The sequence below is a fragment of the Streptomyces sp. WAC 01529 genome (assembly GCF_003945545.1).
Classification (GTDB): domain Bacteria; phylum Actinomycetota; class Actinomycetes; order Streptomycetales; family Streptomycetaceae; genus Streptomyces; species Streptomyces anatolicus.
Map to the genome: position 1 here is coordinate 2,814,973 of NZ_CP029617.1, position 17,123 is coordinate 2,832,095.

At 70.5% G+C, this 17,123-nt stretch carries 28 protein-coding genes; 27 read left to right on the top strand and 1 reads right to left on the bottom strand.

Annotation, left to right across the window (positions count from 1 at the left end; translation table 11 throughout):
- Nucleotides 1–56 precede the first annotated feature (56 nt).
- Nucleotides 57–272: a prevent-host-death family protein gene (locus DMA15_RS12590; protein ID WP_125512855.1), complete on the bottom strand. Its 216-nt coding sequence runs from the start codon at nt 270–272 to the stop codon at nt 57–59.
- Nucleotides 273–355: 83 nt separating this feature from the next.
- Between DMA15_RS12590 and DMA15_RS12595 the strand changes: the two genes are divergently transcribed.
- The 27 genes from DMA15_RS12595 to DMA15_RS12720 all read left to right on the top strand — a co-directional run bounded on the left by DMA15_RS12595 (nt 356) and on the right by DMA15_RS12720 (nt 17,118).
- Nucleotides 356–1,087, top strand: coding sequence for a hypothetical protein (locus tag DMA15_RS12595; protein ID WP_125512856.1), 732 nt, complete (start codon nt 356–358; stop codon nt 1,085–1,087).
- Between the two features lie 90 nt (nt 1,088–1,177).
- Nucleotides 1,178–2,266, top strand: coding sequence for a hypothetical protein (locus tag DMA15_RS12600; RefSeq protein ID WP_125512857.1), 1,089 nt, complete (start codon nt 1,178–1,180; stop codon nt 2,264–2,266).
- An 18-nt stretch (nt 2,267–2,284) separates the two neighbouring features.
- The gene (locus DMA15_RS36630; RefSeq protein ID WP_164551746.1) at nt 2,285–2,455 is read left to right on the top strand and encodes a hypothetical protein; all 171 of its coding nucleotides are present in this window, start codon (nt 2,285–2,287) and stop codon (nt 2,453–2,455) included.
- A gap of 7 nt (nt 2,456–2,462) precedes the next feature.
- A complete protein-coding gene (locus tag DMA15_RS12605; RefSeq protein WP_125512858.1) occupies nt 2,463–3,041 on the top strand; it encodes a hypothetical protein in 579 nt (192 codons plus the stop codon).
- Nucleotides 3,038–3,547 carry a hypothetical protein gene (locus tag DMA15_RS12610; protein ID WP_125512859.1) on the top strand — a complete coding sequence of 170 codons (510 nt, stop codon included), beginning with the start codon at nt 3,038–3,040 and terminating at the stop codon, nt 3,545–3,547. The genes DMA15_RS12605 and DMA15_RS12610 overlap by 4 nt, the downstream gene beginning before the upstream one ends.
- On the top strand, nt 3,544–4,197 hold the full coding sequence (locus DMA15_RS12615) for a hypothetical protein (protein ID WP_125512860.1): 654 nt from the start codon (nt 3,544–3,546) through the stop codon (nt 4,195–4,197). Before DMA15_RS12610 ends, DMA15_RS12615 begins: the two co-directional genes overlap by 4 nt.
- Nucleotides 4,198–4,361: 164 nt before the next feature.
- Nucleotides 4,362–4,559 (top strand): hypothetical protein, encoded by a 198-nt coding sequence (locus DMA15_RS12620; RefSeq protein ID WP_125512861.1) that lies wholly within the window; start codon nt 4,362–4,364, stop codon nt 4,557–4,559.
- Nucleotides 4,560–4,628: 69 nt separating this feature from the next.
- Entirely contained in the window at nt 4,629–4,829 is a 201-nt protein-coding gene (locus tag DMA15_RS12625; RefSeq protein ID WP_125512862.1) for a hypothetical protein, read from the top strand.
- Nucleotides 4,830–5,311: 482 nt separating this feature from the next.
- Entirely contained in the window at nt 5,312–5,572 is a 261-nt protein-coding gene (locus DMA15_RS12630) for a hypothetical protein (RefSeq protein WP_125512863.1), read from the top strand.
- Nucleotides 5,569–5,748, top strand: a complete 180-nt coding sequence (locus DMA15_RS12635) for a hypothetical protein (RefSeq protein WP_125512864.1) — start codon at nt 5,569–5,571, stop codon at nt 5,746–5,748. Before DMA15_RS12630 ends, DMA15_RS12635 begins: the two co-directional genes overlap by 4 nt.
- Nucleotides 5,738–6,034: an HNH endonuclease signature motif containing protein gene (locus tag DMA15_RS12640; RefSeq protein WP_125512865.1), complete on the top strand. Its 297-nt coding sequence runs from the start codon at nt 5,738–5,740 to the stop codon at nt 6,032–6,034. Before DMA15_RS12635 ends, DMA15_RS12640 begins: the two co-directional genes overlap by 11 nt.
- A 299-nt stretch (nt 6,035–6,333) precedes the next feature.
- Nucleotides 6,334–6,912 carry a bifunctional DNA primase/polymerase gene (locus tag DMA15_RS12645; protein WP_125512866.1) on the top strand — a complete coding sequence of 193 codons (579 nt, stop codon included), beginning with the start codon at nt 6,334–6,336 and terminating at the stop codon, nt 6,910–6,912.
- A gap of 50 nt (nt 6,913–6,962) precedes the next feature.
- A complete protein-coding gene (locus DMA15_RS12650) occupies nt 6,963–7,475 on the top strand; it encodes a hypothetical protein (protein ID WP_125512867.1) in 513 nt (170 codons plus the stop codon).
- The gene (locus tag DMA15_RS12655; protein ID WP_125512868.1) at nt 7,465–9,156 is read left to right on the top strand and encodes a Terminase; all 1,692 of its coding nucleotides are present in this window, start codon (nt 7,465–7,467) and stop codon (nt 9,154–9,156) included. Before DMA15_RS12650 ends, DMA15_RS12655 begins: the two co-directional genes overlap by 11 nt.
- Before the next feature lie 19 nt (nt 9,157–9,175).
- Nucleotides 9,176–10,597 (top strand): phage portal protein, encoded by a 1,422-nt coding sequence (locus DMA15_RS12660; RefSeq protein ID WP_125512869.1) that lies wholly within the window; start codon nt 9,176–9,178, stop codon nt 10,595–10,597.
- A complete protein-coding gene (locus DMA15_RS12665; protein WP_125512870.1) occupies nt 10,594–11,415 on the top strand; it encodes a hypothetical protein in 822 nt (273 codons plus the stop codon). The genes DMA15_RS12660 and DMA15_RS12665 overlap by 4 nt, the downstream gene beginning before the upstream one ends.
- 54 nt (nt 11,416–11,469) lie before the next feature.
- Nucleotides 11,470–12,213: a hypothetical protein gene (locus DMA15_RS12670; RefSeq protein WP_125512871.1), complete on the top strand. Its 744-nt coding sequence runs from the start codon at nt 11,470–11,472 to the stop codon at nt 12,211–12,213.
- Between the two features lie 15 nt (nt 12,214–12,228).
- On the top strand, nt 12,229–12,618 hold the full coding sequence (locus DMA15_RS12675) for a head decoration protein (RefSeq protein ID WP_125512872.1): 390 nt from the start codon (nt 12,229–12,231) through the stop codon (nt 12,616–12,618).
- A 17-nt stretch (nt 12,619–12,635) separates the two neighbouring features.
- On the top strand, nt 12,636–13,670 hold the full coding sequence (locus DMA15_RS12680) for a major capsid protein (RefSeq protein ID WP_125512873.1): 1,035 nt from the start codon (nt 12,636–12,638) through the stop codon (nt 13,668–13,670).
- 13 nt (nt 13,671–13,683) lie between these two features.
- On the top strand, nt 13,684–14,025 hold the full coding sequence (locus tag DMA15_RS12685; RefSeq protein ID WP_125512874.1) for a hypothetical protein: 342 nt from the start codon (nt 13,684–13,686) through the stop codon (nt 14,023–14,025).
- A gap of 4 nt (nt 14,026–14,029) precedes the next feature.
- Nucleotides 14,030–14,437: a hypothetical protein gene (locus tag DMA15_RS12690; RefSeq protein WP_125512875.1), complete on the top strand. Its 408-nt coding sequence runs from the start codon at nt 14,030–14,032 to the stop codon at nt 14,435–14,437.
- Nucleotides 14,434–14,787 carry a hypothetical protein gene (locus tag DMA15_RS12695; protein WP_125512876.1) on the top strand — a complete coding sequence of 118 codons (354 nt, stop codon included), beginning with the start codon at nt 14,434–14,436 and terminating at the stop codon, nt 14,785–14,787. The genes DMA15_RS12690 and DMA15_RS12695 overlap by 4 nt, the downstream gene beginning before the upstream one ends.
- 2 nt (nt 14,788–14,789) lie before the next feature.
- Complete coding sequence (locus DMA15_RS12700; RefSeq protein ID WP_125512877.1) at nt 14,790–15,059, top strand: hypothetical protein; 270 nt, start codon at nt 14,790–14,792, stop codon at nt 15,057–15,059.
- Complete coding sequence (locus DMA15_RS12705) at nt 15,059–15,463, top strand: hypothetical protein (protein ID WP_125512878.1); 405 nt, start codon at nt 15,059–15,061, stop codon at nt 15,461–15,463. Before DMA15_RS12700 ends, DMA15_RS12705 begins: the two co-directional genes overlap by 1 nt.
- A gap of 73 nt (nt 15,464–15,536) precedes the next feature.
- A complete protein-coding gene (locus DMA15_RS12710) occupies nt 15,537–16,205 on the top strand; it encodes a phage tail protein (RefSeq protein ID WP_125512879.1) in 669 nt (222 codons plus the stop codon).
- 104 nt (nt 16,206–16,309) lie between these two features.
- On the top strand, nt 16,310–16,633 hold the full coding sequence (locus DMA15_RS12715; protein WP_125512880.1) for a hypothetical protein: 324 nt from the start codon (nt 16,310–16,312) through the stop codon (nt 16,631–16,633).
- 53 nt (nt 16,634–16,686) lie between these two features.
- A complete protein-coding gene (locus tag DMA15_RS12720) occupies nt 16,687–17,118 on the top strand; it encodes a hypothetical protein (protein WP_125512881.1) in 432 nt (143 codons plus the stop codon).
- The last annotated feature ends 5 nt before the right edge of the window (nt 17,119–17,123 follow it).

The window sequence follows — 17,123 nt, forward strand, 5'->3', positions numbered from 1 at the left end:
CCGCCGTCGTCCCCACAGTGGGGCGACAGCGGCGCTCGATCGGCGAGAGCGGCCAGCTACTTCGGCGCGTTGGCGCGAAGGATCTCGGCCGCTTTCTCCGGTCCCCCGACTGACTCGACGAGCTCGCCGAGCTCGGCCGGGACGAGGGCAGCCTGCCGGCGGCTGCGACTCGTGAGGTATCGCACGACCTTCGCGATCCGGACCGTCGCGAGTAGCTCACTCAGGTTCGCGCGCGCTGCGGCGATCGGGTGATCGGTGCGGTTCTCGTCCATGACGTCTACTTTAACAATCCGCCTTGATGTACAACAAGACGCGATGTACATTAAGACGCACACCGACCCGGGAGGGGCCCGCAATGACGATCGAGCTCGTGAACACCGACGGCCGAATCTGGTCCAGCACTCACAGCGGTTTCGTGTTCCACGCGTTCCGACGCACCGAGGACGGCAAGCCTGTCGCCCTCTGCCGGAAGAACGTCCGCCCTCGCTCGTTCACGACGATGTACGAGGAGTGGTCGACCGCGGAGTTCGCCGACGGGACGCACGGGGGCCGGTGCGAGCGCTGCGTCGCCAAGCTCGCCGAGGTCGCCGAGGTCGCCGAGGTCGCCGAGACGAGCACTCCGGCCGGCGAGGACGAGCCCCTTCCCCAGGCCGTACAGAACGCCGCCCCCGGCGACTTCGTCGTGCTGCCCGACGCCGACACGACCGGGCGCGTGATCGTGTGGCGCGACCGCGAGCACGCGGGCGTGATCAACGACGAGGGCGCGAACATGACGCGAGGCCGGTACGCCGCATGGTCGCCTCGCGCGGAGCGGCGCGACGGCGTGGTCGGGTTCTTCGCCACCGTCGACGAGGCGGCCGCCGCGATCAAGGCCCTATGGCCACCGCGCCCCGCACGCACTACCCCGACATGCCGTACCCGGTCGCACCGCCCGTCTTGGCGGGTCGTGGTGCGCCGGGCGAACTACTCGGCGTTCAACGGCGGACGCCGCACGCCGTCCCCGTACTCGCTGCTGCGCTGTGGCGACTGCGGCGGCGCGTGGAGAACGAAGGCTGCGTATGTGGCGGAAACGCCCGACGCCACCTGACACAAAGCAGCCCGGCCGGTGATTGCAGCACCGGCCGGGCGCAGGACCCCCAACCCACCACCCCGCGAAGAGTGACAAGGACAGAGACCCGTGAAGAATCGTAGCCATCCCCCGGCGGCTGAAACGCCGCCGTTGATCCCGGGCATCCGGTACCGGCTCGAAGAGCGCACGCGCACCGTGACGACCGACATCAACGGCGAGCCCCGTGAGACGCCCGAGACGTATCACGTCTACGTGCCCGTGCCGCCGCGCGACTTCGACCGCGTGCTGCTCGTCGGTGTCGGGACGGTCGCCGTCGCCGTCACTGCGCTGTCGATCACGTGGTCGACGGCGAGTATCGGTGATCTGCTCGGCGCCGTCGTGATCTCCGTGATCGCCTATGGCGCGGCCGCCGTATTCGACTCCGCGTGGCTCGCGTGCATGGCGATCGAGTGGCTCGAGCGGTACGACCAGGACCGCGCGAAGGTTGCCCGCACGGCGAGTTGGGTGTGCCTTGCCCTCGCCGTCGTCGCAATCGTCGCGCACGGCTACATTCGCGGCGACCGCGTCGCCGGCTACGTCGGCGGCGCCGTCTCGGTGATCGCTAAAGGGCTGTGGGTCGTCGTGATGCGGCACTTCGCCGTGCCGCTCGGCGAGGGCCCGCGGGCATGGCTGCAACAGCGCCGACAGGAGATCGCCGCCGAGCGCGCGATCAGTGCCGAAGTGCAGCGCCTCGACGGTGCGCGGGCGTACCACTCCGCGGTGTACGGACCGACCGCCGCAACCGCGCAGCAGCTCGTCGAGGCGCAACCCGTACCGGAGTTGACGCACGATGCGCCCCCGCCGCCCCCGCCCGCCGCACCGCCGCACAGTGAGGCGCCGCACACACCGCCGCCCGTCATCCCACCGACGCACCCCGCCGACGAAGAGACGCAGCGCCCCCGCGAAGAGAAGCCAACCGCTCTCGACGCCATGAACGCGACGATCGACGCTGCCCTCGCCGTGTCCGGGCTGTCGAAGGCCGATGCAGTGCGGCGCGTCCGTGATGCGCTGCCGACGCTGAGCTCAGTGCAGATCGCCGAGCACCTCACGCGCCGCGGGTGGGAGACGACCGACGGCTACGTGCGCACGGTCAACTCGCGCGACGCTCAGAAGCCACAGCCCAAGAAGCGACCCGAGCCGAACGGTCCCTACCTCTAAGCCAGGAAGGGGCACGTCGTGCTCGTCGCTCTCGCCGTCGCGTACTTCGCGCTGTCTGCGGCCGCCGCCTTCGTTGGCCTCGTCCGCATCGCTCCCCGCCGCGACCCCGGGCTCTACGCCGGGCCGGTCGCCGGGACGACCGCCGTCATTCTCACGTTTCTCGCGCTCGGCGCGAGCTTGTACCGCTGAGGTCACCATGTCGAAGAACGAGATCACCCCGAGCGCGGTGTACCCCGCCGGGACGCCGATCCCGACCGCCCCGCCCCTGCCGGCGGCGCCCGCCGGCTCGACCAACCTGCCTCCGTGGCGCACCGCCGCCGCACCGCCCCCGCCCCCGCCGCCCCCTGCACCGCAGCACCCCGTGCCGGCCCCCGACCCGGGCCCGATCGAGCACCGCGTGACCGTCGAGCTCGTCTACCCCGAGCAGCCCGAACCCGAGCCCGAGCTCGGCCGTTGGGCCCGGCTGTGGGCAGCGTTCACGGACCACGTGAAGCCGTGGCAGGCGCTCGTCGCGCTCGGCGCCGCGGTGCTCCCGATCCCGTGGACCGGCTACAGCGCCGCGACGACGTGGGCGTACACGATGCATGAGGCACGCGAGATGCACGTCGGGCTCGGCTACACCCTCGCGTTCGGCGTGTTCGCGATCGCTGTGCGGCGCTTCACCGCGCACCGCGGCGTCGTGGCGCTGTGGGCGGTCGCCGTGACCGGCATCGGACTCTTCGGCGCGACCGATTGGTACGACGCCGTCGCCGCGATCACGGGGGTTCACCGATGAACGTCGCGGTGAATCTGGGGGGCATCGCGATCGCCCTCGCGATCTTGTGGCTCAACTTCCGCAAGTGGTGGAAGGGCAACCGCGACCCGAAAGAGCTCGTGCCCTACGGGGCCGGCTCGGCGCTCGGCTCGCTCTCGACGATCTGCGTTGGTGGGGCGCTCGGTTGGGGAGCTTCCGGCATCGCGGGTCTGTTCTCGAGCGCCGGCAGCAAGGGCGTACAGACGACGACCGGCACGAGCGGCGCGGCGACCCTGCCGACGGGTCGCATGGGCACACTCACCCCCGAGGGGGCAGTGATCACGTGCCTAGTCCTCGTCGGCGTGATCGCCCTGTACAAGACGTCGGGGAAGCTCGAGAAGCGCAGGATCGTCGGCGGGGTGATCACGTTCGCGATCCTCGGGTTCCTGCCCGGCGTTGCGGCGCTGCTCGCGTGGTGGCCCGACGCCGTGAACTGGGCAGGGGCGAAGGTGCTCGAGGTCGCGAGCAAGGGCGGCGAGGCACTGTGAAGCAGCAGATCGCACGCGCCGCCGGCCGCCTCGCCGAGCGCCAAGTCGACGGGTGGCTCGGCGAAGGTCTCGAGGCCACATGGCAGCGCTTCGCCGGCGGCATCACCGCATGGGTGCGAGCCGGCCGCCGAGACGACCTCGACGGGTGGAAAGCCGCCCTCGGGCCGCTCTTCCGACTCGCGGTGCTCGGCGGGCTCGGGTACATCGTGTGGTCACTCGTGAGGCGTTGGCCGTGGCTGCTGTGGCTGCTGCTCGCCGCCGCCCTCGGTGCCGCATGGAAGGCGACCCACAAGCGCCCCGCCGAGGACGTCGTCGAGGACACCGAGAACACCCCCGCCGAGCAGTCCCCCGAAGAGCGTCGCGCGGCCGCCGAGCAAGCCTTCGTCGACTACGTCGTCGCCTCGATCGGAGAGGCGAAGGGCGTGCACCTCTCGACCCTCGCCGAGGGGCTCGACCGACCCGGCTATCTGCCCGGCTGGGGAGTGCCCGAAGTGCGCGCGCAGTTGGGCGCCCTCAACATCCCCTGTCGGCGGTCCGTGAAGGTGCGCGATGCGGCCGGGAAATGGGCGGTCGCGTGGGGTGTCCACCGGGACGACGTACCGGCGCTCAACACCCCTTCCCCGGTCGAGGACGACGAGGCAGCCGCGTAGCGGTCTACCTGCCGCTCTACCTGCGGTTCTACCGCCGATCTACCTCTATCTACCCCGGTCTACCGGGGTCGATCTACCTCACTGACCCCCGGGGCAGCCGACAGCTTGGCGGCATCGCGGCCGCCCCGGGTCACCTATCCCACGAAGAGACAGGACGACCCATCATGGCAAAGGACAAGATCGATCCGGGCACGTTCGGCGGAGAATGGACCCGACCGCCCTCGCACGGGCGCGGCCGGTCCATGCGCGAGCTGCGAGATCGCGCGAGCTTCGACAACGAGCCGTCGACGGGCTGCGGTTCGGTGCTGCTCGTCGCACTCGTCGCCGTAGGTCACCTCGCATGGCGAGCGACGAAGAAGTAGGTACACCGCGGCGGTTGGCGCTCCGTCCGCTACTGCCGGGCGGGGCGCGGCCGCGAGAGGATAGGGACCATGGCGAAGAAGATCGAGCACGAGGCAGCCGACAACGGCATGACCCTCGACGAGGTGTCAGCGTTCGTCGCCGACGCCTTCGCGAGTGGGGCGAAGGGCGACGAGATCGTGCACGCTGCTGTCACCCTGCGGCAACGGTTGCGCTCGGCGCGCGTGAACGTTCCGGTGCAGCCCGAGGACCGGCCGCACGTCGAGAAGTAGGGGCGAACGCCCGCGGAATCAGGGCGCTTTGCGTGGCGAATCGTGCCGGAATCCGAGACGATTCGCCCGCGAAAAATCTGCGATCCCCGGACGAGTGCGCAGGTCACGCCATTCTGTCCCCGGGGGACTCCCTCGGGACCTCGCGCGCGCGTGCTCCCCTCCACTCCACTCCCTACAGGTGGCGGACGTAGAGAGCACACGTACCGGCAGTGCCACGCGCACGAGCGCGACACGCACTCTCTGCAACCCCCATGACTTGACGTAACTGATCACGTGTCGCACCCTGTTCGAACAGGCCCGGTATGCCCGGACACTGGCAGACCCCCGCAACGCCCCCCGACGGATCACCCCGGGGGGCGTTCGCATGTCCACCCCCGAGCACCGCGCAGCGCGGGACAACACACGATCAAGTGCGGGTCGCTGGCTGCGCCCCCGCCCTGCGCGGTACCAACGCCCACCCTTCCGAGAGGACCCTCGCACCCATGCGCGTACGCCTCACGGACGGGACACGCGAGGTAGAGATCAGGACCGACGGCAGCACCGACGACCCCGCACTGCTGCGGCAGATCGAACGCACCGCCCGCCGGCTGCTCGACGCCATGCCCGCACCACCCCACACCACGAGCCCTACCCCCTTCGGGTTCGGCAGGCAGCTCGACCTCGACCGCGTTGCCCTCGACTCCACCCTCGAGCGCAGCGACCAGGACGAGGACGACCTCGACGACGAGGACGACGAGACATGACGCAGACGATCGTGACCATGCCCGTCCGCATCCGAGTCGGCAACGGGCCCGAGCTTGAGATCGGCGAGGTCGACCTCGACGGTCCCGACGTACGGCCGGCGCTCGCCCGATTCCTCCGAGCAGCAGCCGACTACCTCGACCCCGAAGCACGCGAACGAGCCGAGCATGAGCGGTAAGTGGGAAGGCAGCACACGAAGGCACGAGCTGCCCGACGACTGGCCACAACGACGCGCATACGTCCTCGCACGCGACGAACACCGTTGCCGATGGCACGAGCACAGCACCGTGTGCGGGCAGGCAGCGACCGACGTCGACCACATCAGGCCCGGCAACGACCACCGGTACGAGAACCTGCAAGCGCTGTGCAGCGAACACCACGCGATCAAGAGCTCGCGCGAGGGCAACGAGGCCCCGCGGGTCACCCGTTGGCGCCCGGTCGAGCGACACCCCGGACTGCTGTGAAGCGAGCGCCGCAGCCGATCGAGCCCCCCCGACCCCCCCTGGGGGGTGACTCCCCTCCCCCCGGCTCTCTGAGCCCCGGGAGGTGCTGCGGCGCTCCGTGCGTATGAAACGCCGAGATTTCGGGGCACGGTGCCCCCTGGGCTGCCCGTGGGCGGACGGGCAGGGGTCGGGGAGGGTGATTCGATGGCGCGGCGGTAGGGCGCCGCACAGCGCCTCTCACCCCCTCGACCTCCATTGACATTTGATGAATGCGCAGGTCAGAGCGCTAAAAGCGTTACATCTGCGGTAGAATGGTGAGCATGAACCCGGGCCGCTGCGAGCACTGCGACGAGCCGCTGCGCATCACCGCGCGGCGGCACGCCCGGTACTGCGGCGCTACGTGCCGAGTCGCGGCGCATCGCGCCCGCCGCACCCTGCCCGACGAGCTCACGAGCCGGCCCCGATGGGTGCGGCGCACCTCGGCGAAGGTCCCGATCACGGTCGGCGGCGAGCCGGCGAGCAGCACCGACCCCGAGACGTGGTCGCGCTACCGCGACGCGGTGAAGTCGCCCGTCGGCGCCGGGCTCGGGTTCGTCCTCGACGGCGACGGGCTCGTGTGCCTCGACCTCGATCACTGCCTGTACGGCGACCGGGTTGCCCCGTGGGCTCAGCGCATCCTCGACGAGGTCGGCCCGACGTGGGTCGAGCGCTCGGTGTCCGGCGACGGGCTGCATGTGTGGGGGCTCGGCGAGCTGCCGCAGGGACGGCGCATCACGGTCGGGACCGGGACGGTCGAGCTCTACGGCACGGGCCGGTACATCGCAGTTACGGGCGACACATGGGGCGGCACGCCTCGCCGGCTCGGTGACCTCACCGAGGTCATTCACGAACTGCTGTAGCGCTCCCGACACGGGCGCGCTCGGCGCACCCGACACGGGAGGTAGGACCGATGGCAGTCACGGGGCGCAAGCCGAAGGACGGGCCGAAGCGCAACCGCGTCGCCGCGGTGCACGACTGGACGAGCGTCGTCGACGAGCCGTACGACGGGTCGCGGCCCGAGCTGCCCGAAGCTCGTCGGGTCGAGTGGACCGAGCGCGAGCTCGGCCGGTGCTCCGAGATGCAGCCGTTGCAGCGGCTCACCCGTGTGTGGTGGGACAGGGTCGCCGCGATGCCGCACTGCGTGCTGTGGTCCGACGCCGATTGGCAGTTCGCGATCACGACCGCCATGGTCGCCGACGCGGTGTTCGCCGGCGACGTTCGCCTCGCGGGCGAGCTGCGCATGCGCGAGCGCGTGCTCGGCACGACCCTCGACGCGCGGCGAGATCTCCGTATCCGGTACGTGCCGCTCGAGGACGAGTCGGCCGACGAGGACGAGGTGACCACAGCCGGCCGTACCGATCCGGTGCGCAAGGTAACCCGGCTGTCGGACCGCCGGGCTCGGCTGACCGCCGATGCCCCGTGACCTCGTTCGCGCCCGGGAGCATGACCGGACCCGCTCGCTAGGGTGGCTTTCCCTCGCGTGGAAAGAGCATTTCTGCGTGCACGGGCCCGGCGACATTCAGGGCCGGCCGCTCGATCCCGAACACCCTGACGGCATCCCGCTCGACGACGAGCTCGCCGCCCTCACGGTCGACGCCTACGCCCTCGACGGGTCCGGACGTCGGCTGTACGACTCGGCGTTCTTCAGCCGGGCGAAGGGCCGCGATAAGTCGGGGACTGCCGGGCGCTTCGTGCTCTTCGAGGCGTTCGGCCCGTGCCGGTTCGCGGGGTGGGCCGAGGGCGGCGAGGTCTACCGGTGGCGCGACTTCGAGTACGTCTACGAGCCGGGCGAACCGATGGGGCGCCCGGTCGTCTACCCGTTCATTCGCTGCCTTGCGACCGAGGAGTCGCAGGCAGGCAACACGTACGACAACGTGCTCTTCAATCTCACCGACGGGCCGCTCGGCGAGGATCTGCCGGGCGATGCCGCGGGCGTGACCCGGATCATCCTTCCGGACGGCGGCGAGATCGTCCCGTCGACGGCGTCCAACGCTGCGAAGGACGGCGGTAAAGAGAGCTTCGTCGTGTTCGACGAGACGCACCTGTACGTGCTGCCCGAGTTGCGCCGCATGTACAGCACCGTGCGCCGCAACTTGGGCAAGCGTAAGGACGCGTCGCCCTGGTCGCTCGAGACGTCGACGATGTACGCGCCGGGCGAGGGCAGCGTCGCCGAGGAGACGCACACGTTCGCGAAGCTCATTCGCGAGGGGAAGACCCGCACGTCGCGGCTGCTCTTCGATCACCGGTCGGGCCCCGAGGGCGTCGACCTCACGGACGAGGCGGCGGTGCGCTCGGCGCTCGTCGAGTCGTACGGGGACTTCGCCGCGGTGATGGACCTCGACCGGCTCGTGAACGAGATCTTCGACCCGCGCAACTCGCCGTCGGACAGCCGGCGCTATTTCTTCAATCTCGCCGAAGCGGCCGCCGACGCGTGGCTCGCCGAGCCCGAGCTGATCGGGGTGAGCGACCTCGACAAGCTCGTCGCCGACGGCGAGATGATCACGCTCGGGTTCGACGGGTCGCGGAAGCGTTCGCGCAAGGTGACGGACGCGACGGCTCTGATCGGCTGCCGCGTGAGCGACGGGCACCTCTTCGAGCTCGGGGTGTGGGAGCAGCCGGCGGGCGCCGCAGGTGAGAACTGGGAGGTGCCGAAGGCGGAGGTACTCACCGCAGTCGAGGGCGCCTTCGGCCGGTTCAACGTCGTCGGGTTCTTCGCGGACCCGGCGAAGTGGCAGGAACACGTGACCGGTTGGGAAGCGCGCTACGGCACGAAGCTCGCGGTCAAGGCGAGCCGGCAGCACCCGGTCGAGTGGTGGATGACCGGCGGCCGCGCGATTCAGATCGTGCGGGCGACGCAGCGGCTACTCGACGCGATCCTCGAGCGTGAGATGACCTACGACGGGTCGTACGCACTGACGCGGCATTTCCTGAACGCCCGCCGCCGCGAGGGGCGTACGGGAATCCAGATCATGAAAGAGAACCCCGACTCACCTCGCAAGATCGACGCCGCGGTCGCTTCGATCCTGGCGTTCGAGGCCCGGTCGCAAGCCATCGCGCAGGGGCTCGCCGAAGCGGCCGAGCCGATGGGCGGGTTCACGTTCTGACAGCCCGAGAGGGGGCGACATGCTGAGCGACGAGGCCGACTCTCCCGACTGGTGGCTGCTGCGTCTCGGGCGACGGATGCGGGACCGGCAGCAACACCTCGATTTCTGGTGGGACATGTACCGCGGGCAGCACCGTTTGCCCGAGCTGCCTGCCAACGCCCGCGAGGCGTTCCGCGAGTTTCAGCGGAAGTCGCGGACCAACTTCATGGGCACCGTGGCGAACGCGCCCGTGCACCGGCTGCGTGCCCTCGGGATCACTGACGCCGACGGGAACCCGGACGACGACGCGGCCCGATGGTGGCAGCTCAACAGGCTCGACAGTCGGCAGAAACAGGTCTACCGCGTCGCCCTGTCGCAGTCGGTCGGCTACATGATCGTCGGGCCGCACCCGACCAGGACGGAAGAGAACGGCGCCCCCTCGCCGCTCATCACCGCGGAGACGCCGAGCGAGTGCATCACCGAGGGCGACCCCGCGACGGGCGAGCGACGCGCCGGGCTCAAAGCCTGGTACGACGACGTCGCCCGGGTCGGCCGCGCAACGGTGTACCTGCCCGACAGGCTCGTGCGGTACAAGACGAAGCAGCGCGGGCCCGGCCGGCTGCCCTGGGGGCGGCAGGCGTGGGAGCACGACGGCGACGAGCAGCCGCACGACCTCGGCGCACTGCCCATGGTCGACTTCCCGTGCCGGCCCGATCTCGGCGAGGACCCTATGCCCGAGTTCGCCGGCGTGATCGACATTCAGGACCGGCTCAATCTCGGCGTGCTCAACCGGATGACCGCCGGGCGCTATGCGGCGTTCCGGCAGAAGTACGTCACGGGCCACAAGTTCCGAAAGCGGGTCGACCCGATGACGGGGCTCGAGGTCGTCGAGCAGCCCTTCGTACCGAGCCCGTCCGCGGTGTGGGCGAGCGAGGGCGAGAACGTCAAGTTCGGGCAGCTCGACGCGACCGACTTGAGCGGGTTCCTGAAAGAGCATGAGGCCGATATTCGGAACCTCTTGCTGATCAGCAACACCCCGAGTTACTACTTCGCGACGGACCTCGTCAACATCAGTGCCGACACCGTGCAGGCGCTCGACGTGCTGCACCTCGCGAAGGTCGGCGAGCATCAAGCGTTCTTCGGTGAGGCGCTCGAGGACGTGTTCACGCTGTGCGCCCGACAGGCGGGCGTCGAGCGCGACTTCACTGAGGCCGAAGTGCGTTGGGCCGACGCGCGGCAGCTCAACCCCGCCGTGCTCGCCGACGCCGCGGTGAAGAAGAAGGGCATCGGCTACCCGCTCACGATCCTCGCGGAAGACATGGGCGAGTCGCCGCAGCGCGTACGCCGGATCGCTTCCGGCGCCGCGGCCGACGCGCTGCTCGGCGCGTCGCTGCTGCCGCCCGCACCGCAGCCGACGGGCACGCCCCCGGCCGCGGCCGCAGGAACCGGTGACGCGGCATGAGCGAGGCGACGCAAGCGGCACTGTCGCAGCAGTACGACGCAATCTCGGGACGGCTGCGCGAGCGGCTGCTCGCCTTCGTCCTCGACGCTTTCGGCTCGCTCGGCAGCTACCGCGACGCCGACGCGGCCGAGTTCGTCGAGCACGTGCTGCCCGTTGTCCTCGGCGCTCAGCAACAGATGGGCGCGCTCACCGACGCCTACCTCGCGACCATGGTCGCCGACATGATGGGTGGCGCCGCCGCACCTGCGGGCGTACTGCTCGACGAGGCGCTGCGCGGCACGCCGCCGGCCGAGGTGTACGCCCGGCCGTTCGCGTCCGTGTGGACGGCGCTCGGCGAAGGCCGAGACATGACGGACGCCGTCGACGCCGGCACCAACCGGCTACGGTCCATCACCGACACCGACTTGCAGCTCGCCCGCACGCACGCCGCAAGGCAGTCGATGCGGCGCAGCCGGGCGAAGTTCTACCGGCGTCGGCTGTCGGGCTCGAAGAACTGCGCGCTGTGCGTCATCGCGAGCTCGCAGCGGTACCGGGTCGACAAGCTCATGCCGATTCATCCGGGCTGCCACTGCAAACCCGAGCCCCTGCCGGGCGACCGCGACCCGGGGCAGATCATCGACGAGGGGCTGCTCGAGGAAGCACACGCGGCGATCGCCCGCGATCTCGGCGAGTCAGACCGCGGCGGGCGTAGGCCCGATTACCGCGAGGTGATCATCACCCGCGAGCACGGCGAGATCGGCCCCATGTTGGCCGTACGCCGACACGAGTTCACCGGGCCGAAGGACGTCGGGCCGACCGACGTCGTCGACACGGACTGACGCGCCGACACGGCGCCTCACTGCTCACCCTTACCCGACACGGGAGACACCACCATGCGCACGCGCACTCTGCCCAAGCTGCCCGGGATCGAGTCGGCCCCCGGCTGGCTCCACCCCTACCCGACGAACCCCCTCTCGCCGTTCCTCTACGCGGACGGCGGCGACGGAGACAACGGGGACGGCGACGACAACGACGACCAGGACGACGACGCCGGCGGCGACGACAAGCCCGACAAGGGCAAGGGCGACGACGACGGCAAGGACTGGAAAGCCGAAGCCGAAAAGTGGAAGGCGCAGGCGCGTAAGCACGAGACCCGCGCGAAGGAGAACTCGAGCGCCGCGAAGGAACGCGATCAACTGCGGCGCGACGGGCTGCCCGAGCAAGAGCGGAAGATCGAGGAAGCCGTCGGGAAGGCGCTCGCCGAAGAGCGGGCGAAGAACGGCGGGAAGCTCGCGCGACAGGGGTTCCTCGCCGCGGCGAAGGGGCTCATCCCCAACGCCAGCGACGTCGCCGACGACGTCAACCTCTCGCGGTACGTCAACGACGACGGCGAGGTCGACGAGGACGGGCTCGCCGAGCTCGTGAAGCGCCTCGCCCCGAAGGCGTCCGACACGGACGACGAGGACGACGACGAGGGCGACGGCGACGGCGGGCGCGACACGCGCCGCGGCGGCCGCGGCGATCGGCGCGGGTTCGACCAGGGCGCGCGGGGCGGCCGCTCGAAGGACCGGCAGCGCTCGAGCGTCGCCGCGGGCCGCGATCTGTACGCCGAGCGGCACAAGAAGACCAACACCTAACCGGGAGTCTCCCCGATGAACCTCACCACTACGACCGAGACCTTCGGTCAAGACGATCAGTCGTGGCTCAAGAGCGCGCACGGCACCGAGAGCGCGCAGACGATCACCCTCGACACGTCGGCGTTCACGCCGGCGACCCACTACCCGAAGGGCTATTTCCCGAGCGGTCTGCCGATCGGCAAGATCACCGCGACGGGCAAGTACGGCCCCTACGACGGCGCGGCATCCGACGGGCGCGAGGCGCTCGTCGGGTTTCTGTTCACCGCAGTGAGCGCGCCGAGCGTCAACACGATCGACCCGCAGGGCGCGCTCTTGTGGCACGGCGCCGTCGTCGAGTCGAAGCTGCCCGTCGCTGTCGACGCCGCCGGTAAGGGCGACGTCGCCGGCTACATCCGGTTCTTCTGAGAGGGGTGAGGTAACCCATGCTGATCAACAACGACTACATCACCCCCGCCGAGCTCACCGGCTACGTGCGAGCGGGCGCGGCCGACCTCGCGGCGAATCAGTTCACGCTCGCCCGGTGGCTGCCGAACTCTGAGATCGACGATCTCGAGTACCGCTTCACGCGGGGCGGCGAGGGGCTCGTCGAGGCGGCGACGTTCCGGTCGTACGACGCCGAGTCGCCGATCGCGGCTCGGCCCGGGATCGCCCGTGTCACGGGTGAACTGCCCCCGATCTCCCGCAAGATCAGGCTCGGCGAGTACGACCGGCTGCGGCAGCGTCGGCTCGACGGGCAGGTGCGCAACGCACTCATGCGCGACTCGCTGCGCATGACGCGGGCGGTGTCCGCGCGTATGGAGCTCGCGCGCGGCGAGGCGCTCTACAAGGGCAAGCTCGAGCTCGCCGAGAACGGCGTTATCGCGACCGTGGACTTCGGCCGCAGCGCCTCGCACACCGTCGTGCCGTCGGTCGCGTGGACCGACCCGGCCGCCGCGATCCTCGCCGACCTCATGGCGTGGAAGGCGACGTACATCGTCACCAACGGCGAGGCGCCCGGGGCGATCCTCACGAGCGACCGGGTCGTCGCGCTCATGATGCGGAACGACGAGCTGCGCGCCCTGGTCTACGCCGGCGGCGTCTCGCAGCCGTCCGTGATCAGTGTCGCCTCGATCAATGAGGTACTGCGGGCGTACAGCCTGCCGGCGATCTCGACGTACGAGGCGCAGGTGCGCGTCGGCGGCGTCGCGACCCGGGTCATCCCCGACGACCGCGTGCTGCTGCTGCCGGCCGCGGGCGAGGCGGGCGACCCCGAGTCGACCGACCTCGGCGCGACGCTGTGGGGCACGACTGCCGAGTCGCTCGACGGCGATTACGGAATCGAGGAAGGCGAAGAGCCGGGCATCGTCTCGGGCATCTACGCGGAGAAGGACCCGCCGGCGCTGTGGACGAAGGCGGCCGCGATCGGTCTGCCGGTCCTCGCGAACCCCGACCTGTCGTTCTGCGCCGACGTCGCGTGAGAGGGGTGATCGCATGAGCGGGAAGCAGCTCGCCGAGTACGTCCATGTGCGCGACCTCGCCGGCCGCACGGTCGTGTTCGGGCCCGGCGACGACGTACCAACGTGGGCCCGTAAGCAGATCGCCAACCCGAAGGCATGGGGCGCCGCCGAGCCGGCCGACTCTTCGCATGCCGAATTGCCCTCGCCCGCGGGCGCGGGCGACGTCGAGGCGCCGCCGCGGTCGGGCAAGGGCTCGGGCGTCGAGGCATGGCGCGCGTTCGCTGAGCGCAAGGGCGTCGACGTCGACCAGGGCGCGAGCGCGAAGGACGTCATCGCGGCGTGCGAGGCCGCCGGCGTCGTCGAGCGAGAGGAGTAGCGCAGTGCCCCCGTTCGCGACGGTCGAGGACTACGAGGCGCGCGCCGGCGTCACCCTCGCCGGGGCGAAGCGGGCGCAGGTCGAGGCGTACCTCGACGACGCGTCGGCGCTCATGCGCCGGCACATCCCGAGCGGGTACGAGCCGGACCCGGCGACGCTCAAGGCGATCGCGGTCGCCGTCGCGCGCCGGGTCATGGCGAACCCGGGCGGGTACCGGCAGCGCAGCATCGGGCAGTACGCCGAGACGCTCGGCGAGAACGGCGGTCTGTATCTCACCGAGGACGAGATCGCCCTGTTGCAGCCCGAGACGCTCGACGACCCGGACGCCGACGCCGCGTACTCGATCGAGCTGCGCGACGAGGGGCTGCCCGGATGGCGCCCTGATGTGCCGTGTTGGGGGCGGCCGCTGTGATCGGTGACGATCTGCTGCCGCACCTCGTCGACGTCGAGCAGCCGGCCCGGACAACGGACCGCTACGGCAACGAAGTCGACGACTGGACGAGCTCGACGCACACCGCCGTCGCCGCGTGGTTGCAGCAGAACACCGGGGCCGAGGACACCGACGGGCGGAACGCTCAGATCGGCGAATGGCTCATGCTCTGCAACCCGTACGACACCGCGGGCGACCCGCTCACGGTGCGCGGCGAGGCGCGCGTGCACTGGGGCGAGCTCGACTTCGAGGTGATCGGGCCACCGGGCCCGGCGTACGAACCGGCCGAGCTGCATCACTACGAAATCCGGCTCAAGACAGTCGAGGGGTGACCATGGCTCGAGCTTCGTTTCGGCCCAACCGCCGCAACATCGCGACGTTCCTCAAGACGCCGCAGACGCGCGCCCTGATCGAGCGCAAGACCCGGGCAGCCGAGAGCGCCGCATCGGCGGCGAGCACGGCCGACGGGCAGTTCAGGGTCGACGTCGAGACCGACGACAAGCGCGTACGCGGGGCGGTCATCGGCGACTACTCGACGAGTGACCCCGAGGTGTCCCGGGCGGCGCTGCTGCGCGGACTCGACGGGGCGCGGGGCGCCGACTGATGCCCGCGGCGATCGTCTTCCCGGACGCCGCGGCGATCGTCGCCGACTACCTACGGGGAGCGCTCGCCGCTCACGGGCAGCCGGTGCACGTCGGCACCCGCGTGCCGAACCCCCGCCCCGCTCGCTTCGTGCGCTTGACGCGCATCGGCGGCGCGCAGGTGGACGTCGTCACGGACCGGCCGCGGCTCGACGTCCATTGCTGGGGCGCCACCGACGAGGCGGCGCACGACCTCATGCAGATCACGCGGGCGCTGCTGCTCGCCCTCCCCGGATGGCGCGGCGCGACCGCGTACGACGTCGACGAGGTCGGCGGGCCCAATGAGTTGCCCGACCCCGAGTCGTCGTCGCCGCGGTACGCCCTCGCCGTCGAGGTATCGCTGCGGGGCAAGCGCCTCACCCCCTGAATACGGGCTCACCCGCCCCCGACAGCCACCCCCGGACCGCACCGCGGCCGGGGGTTTCTCCATGGAGGGACGCATGTCCACACCGACCCCGCCGGTCCTCGAGGACGGGCTCAGGAACGACTACATCCGCAAGCAGCTCATGCAGGCCGTTTACGCCGCGGACTACACAGCGGCCGCCGTGACGGCGCCGTTCGCCGCGGCCGACGGCGCTCTCGCGGCGCTGCCGGCCGGCTATGTGCCGGTCGGCTACACCACCGACGACGGGTTGACGTTCACGGGCGATCTGTCCATGACCGATGTGACGAGCTCGCAGTCGGTCGAGCCGACGCGGTCCGACGTCGAATCGGACGTTCTCACGGTGCAGTACGCGCCGCAGGAAACCAATCAGGCGACCGTCGCGCTCTTCGAGGGGCTGCCCCTGTCGGGCACGGACGCGCTGCCGGCGATCGGCGAGGCGTGGTCGTGGGCCCGGCCGGCGACGCCGAAGAACCCGTATCGGCGGCTGCTGTGCATCGGGCTCGACTACAACGACAGCGGCGCAGAGATCTACGTCGTGAAGTTCTTCCCGCGCGCCCGGCTGACTTCGCGAGACGACGAGCAGTGGGCGCGCTCGACGGAGACGCAGCGGCCGGTGACGTTCACCGCGTACCGCGATCCGGTGCTCAAAACGCCGTGCTCGAACTGGGTCGACGGTCCGGGATGGCGAGCGTTTGCGCCGCCGGAGCCGCCCGCGGGCGGCTGACCTTTCCCCCCGATCGGGCGAGGGACGGCGGTTCTGGGTGAGCCCCTCCGTCCCTCGCCCTTCGCATGCTCACCCGCAGCTCACCCAAGGAAGAGAGCACGATCATGTCGAAGCCCAACCGCGCCCGGTTCAAGCTGTCCGCCGTCAAGCGCTCGTATGCCGAAGCGGTCGGCGGCGAGCTCGTCGAGGTCGAGACCGACGACGGGAAGGTGTTCACCTTCCCGCACCCGCTCTTCACCGAGGACGACCTCGCCCGGCAGATCGACGCCGCCGAGGGCGACGTCGGCAAGGCGCACGTTCTGCTCGGCGAGGCATACGACGACTTCATGAAGAGCGGCGGCGACGCGAACTCACTCATGCTCGTCTACGTCGCGGCCCGGTCTGAGATGCAGGACACCCTCGGCCGGCACCGCCCTACACGGAAGTAGGCGAGGACGGCAGCCAGCTCGACACCGAGCTCGACGAGCCCCTCGTCTACACCGTGCTCGACGTCCTCGGGGACAACCCCGAGGCCGTCGAGGCGGACCTCATCCACCACTACCCGGGATACGGCCGGGGCGGTCCCCTCGCGGCGTTCTGGAAGGGCGAGATCACGCTGCGGCTGCTGCGCGTCATGGTCGAGCAGCTTCCGCCCAACTCGGCGACCGCACGCGCGGAGAACGGCCACGACTGGCAGCACGCGGACTACGCGACGCAGGACACGGTCGACCTACTCGCCTTGCTGGTCACGCAGTTCGCCAACGCGCACCGCGACCCGAAGAAGTACCCCAATCCGATGCCCCTCCCCGAGCCGGGATGGCGGCCGGGCGACCCGCCGCCCGAGGACACAGCGGCCGCCGAGGAAGAGCGCCGGGCGAAGGCCCGAGACGCGTACGAGCGGCTGAACTCTCAGCTCATCCCCGGAAAGGGGTGATCCCG

Bases quoted from the DNA above. Each gene is read 5' to 3' on its own strand.
- DMA15_RS12590 (WP_125512855.1), bottom strand. From the start codon at position 272: ATGGACGAGAACCGCACCGATCACCCGATCGCCGCAGCGCGCGCGAAC.
- DMA15_RS12595 (WP_125512856.1), top strand. From the start codon at position 356: ATGACGATCGAGCTCGTGAACACCGACGGCCGAATCTGGTCCAGCACT.
- DMA15_RS12605 (WP_125512858.1), top strand. From the start codon at position 2,463: ATGTCGAAGAACGAGATCACCCCGAGCGCGGTGTACCCCGCCGGGACG.
- DMA15_RS12610 (WP_125512859.1), top strand. From the start codon at position 3,038: ATGAACGTCGCGGTGAATCTGGGGGGCATCGCGATCGCCCTCGCGATC.
- DMA15_RS12620 (WP_125512861.1), top strand. From the start codon at position 4,362: ATGGCAAAGGACAAGATCGATCCGGGCACGTTCGGCGGAGAATGGACC.
- DMA15_RS12625 (WP_125512862.1), top strand. From the start codon at position 4,629: ATGGCGAAGAAGATCGAGCACGAGGCAGCCGACAACGGCATGACCCTC.
- DMA15_RS12630 (WP_125512863.1), top strand. From the start codon at position 5,312: ATGCGCGTACGCCTCACGGACGGGACACGCGAGGTAGAGATCAGGACC.
- DMA15_RS12635 (WP_125512864.1), top strand. From the start codon at position 5,569: ATGACGCAGACGATCGTGACCATGCCCGTCCGCATCCGAGTCGGCAAC.
- DMA15_RS12640 (WP_125512865.1), top strand. From the start codon at position 5,738: ATGAGCGGTAAGTGGGAAGGCAGCACACGAAGGCACGAGCTGCCCGAC.
- DMA15_RS12645 (WP_125512866.1), top strand. From the start codon at position 6,334: ATGAACCCGGGCCGCTGCGAGCACTGCGACGAGCCGCTGCGCATCACC.
- DMA15_RS12650 (WP_125512867.1), top strand. From the start codon at position 6,963: ATGGCAGTCACGGGGCGCAAGCCGAAGGACGGGCCGAAGCGCAACCGC.
- DMA15_RS12655 (WP_125512868.1), top strand. From the start codon at position 7,465: ATGCCCCGTGACCTCGTTCGCGCCCGGGAGCATGACCGGACCCGCTCG.
- DMA15_RS12660 (WP_125512869.1), top strand. From the start codon at position 9,176: ATGCTGAGCGACGAGGCCGACTCTCCCGACTGGTGGCTGCTGCGTCTC.
- DMA15_RS12665 (WP_125512870.1), top strand. From the start codon at position 10,594: ATGAGCGAGGCGACGCAAGCGGCACTGTCGCAGCAGTACGACGCAATC.
- DMA15_RS12670 (WP_125512871.1), top strand. From the start codon at position 11,470: ATGCGCACGCGCACTCTGCCCAAGCTGCCCGGGATCGAGTCGGCCCCC.
- DMA15_RS12675 (WP_125512872.1), top strand. From the start codon at position 12,229: ATGAACCTCACCACTACGACCGAGACCTTCGGTCAAGACGATCAGTCG.
- DMA15_RS12680 (WP_125512873.1), top strand. From the start codon at position 12,636: ATGCTGATCAACAACGACTACATCACCCCCGCCGAGCTCACCGGCTAC.
- DMA15_RS12685 (WP_125512874.1), top strand. From the start codon at position 13,684: ATGAGCGGGAAGCAGCTCGCCGAGTACGTCCATGTGCGCGACCTCGCC.
- DMA15_RS12700 (WP_125512877.1), top strand. From the start codon at position 14,790: ATGGCTCGAGCTTCGTTTCGGCCCAACCGCCGCAACATCGCGACGTTC.
- DMA15_RS12705 (WP_125512878.1), top strand. From the start codon at position 15,059: ATGCCCGCGGCGATCGTCTTCCCGGACGCCGCGGCGATCGTCGCCGAC.
- DMA15_RS12710 (WP_125512879.1), top strand. From the start codon at position 15,537: ATGTCCACACCGACCCCGCCGGTCCTCGAGGACGGGCTCAGGAACGAC.
- DMA15_RS12715 (WP_125512880.1), top strand. From the start codon at position 16,310: ATGTCGAAGCCCAACCGCGCCCGGTTCAAGCTGTCCGCCGTCAAGCGC.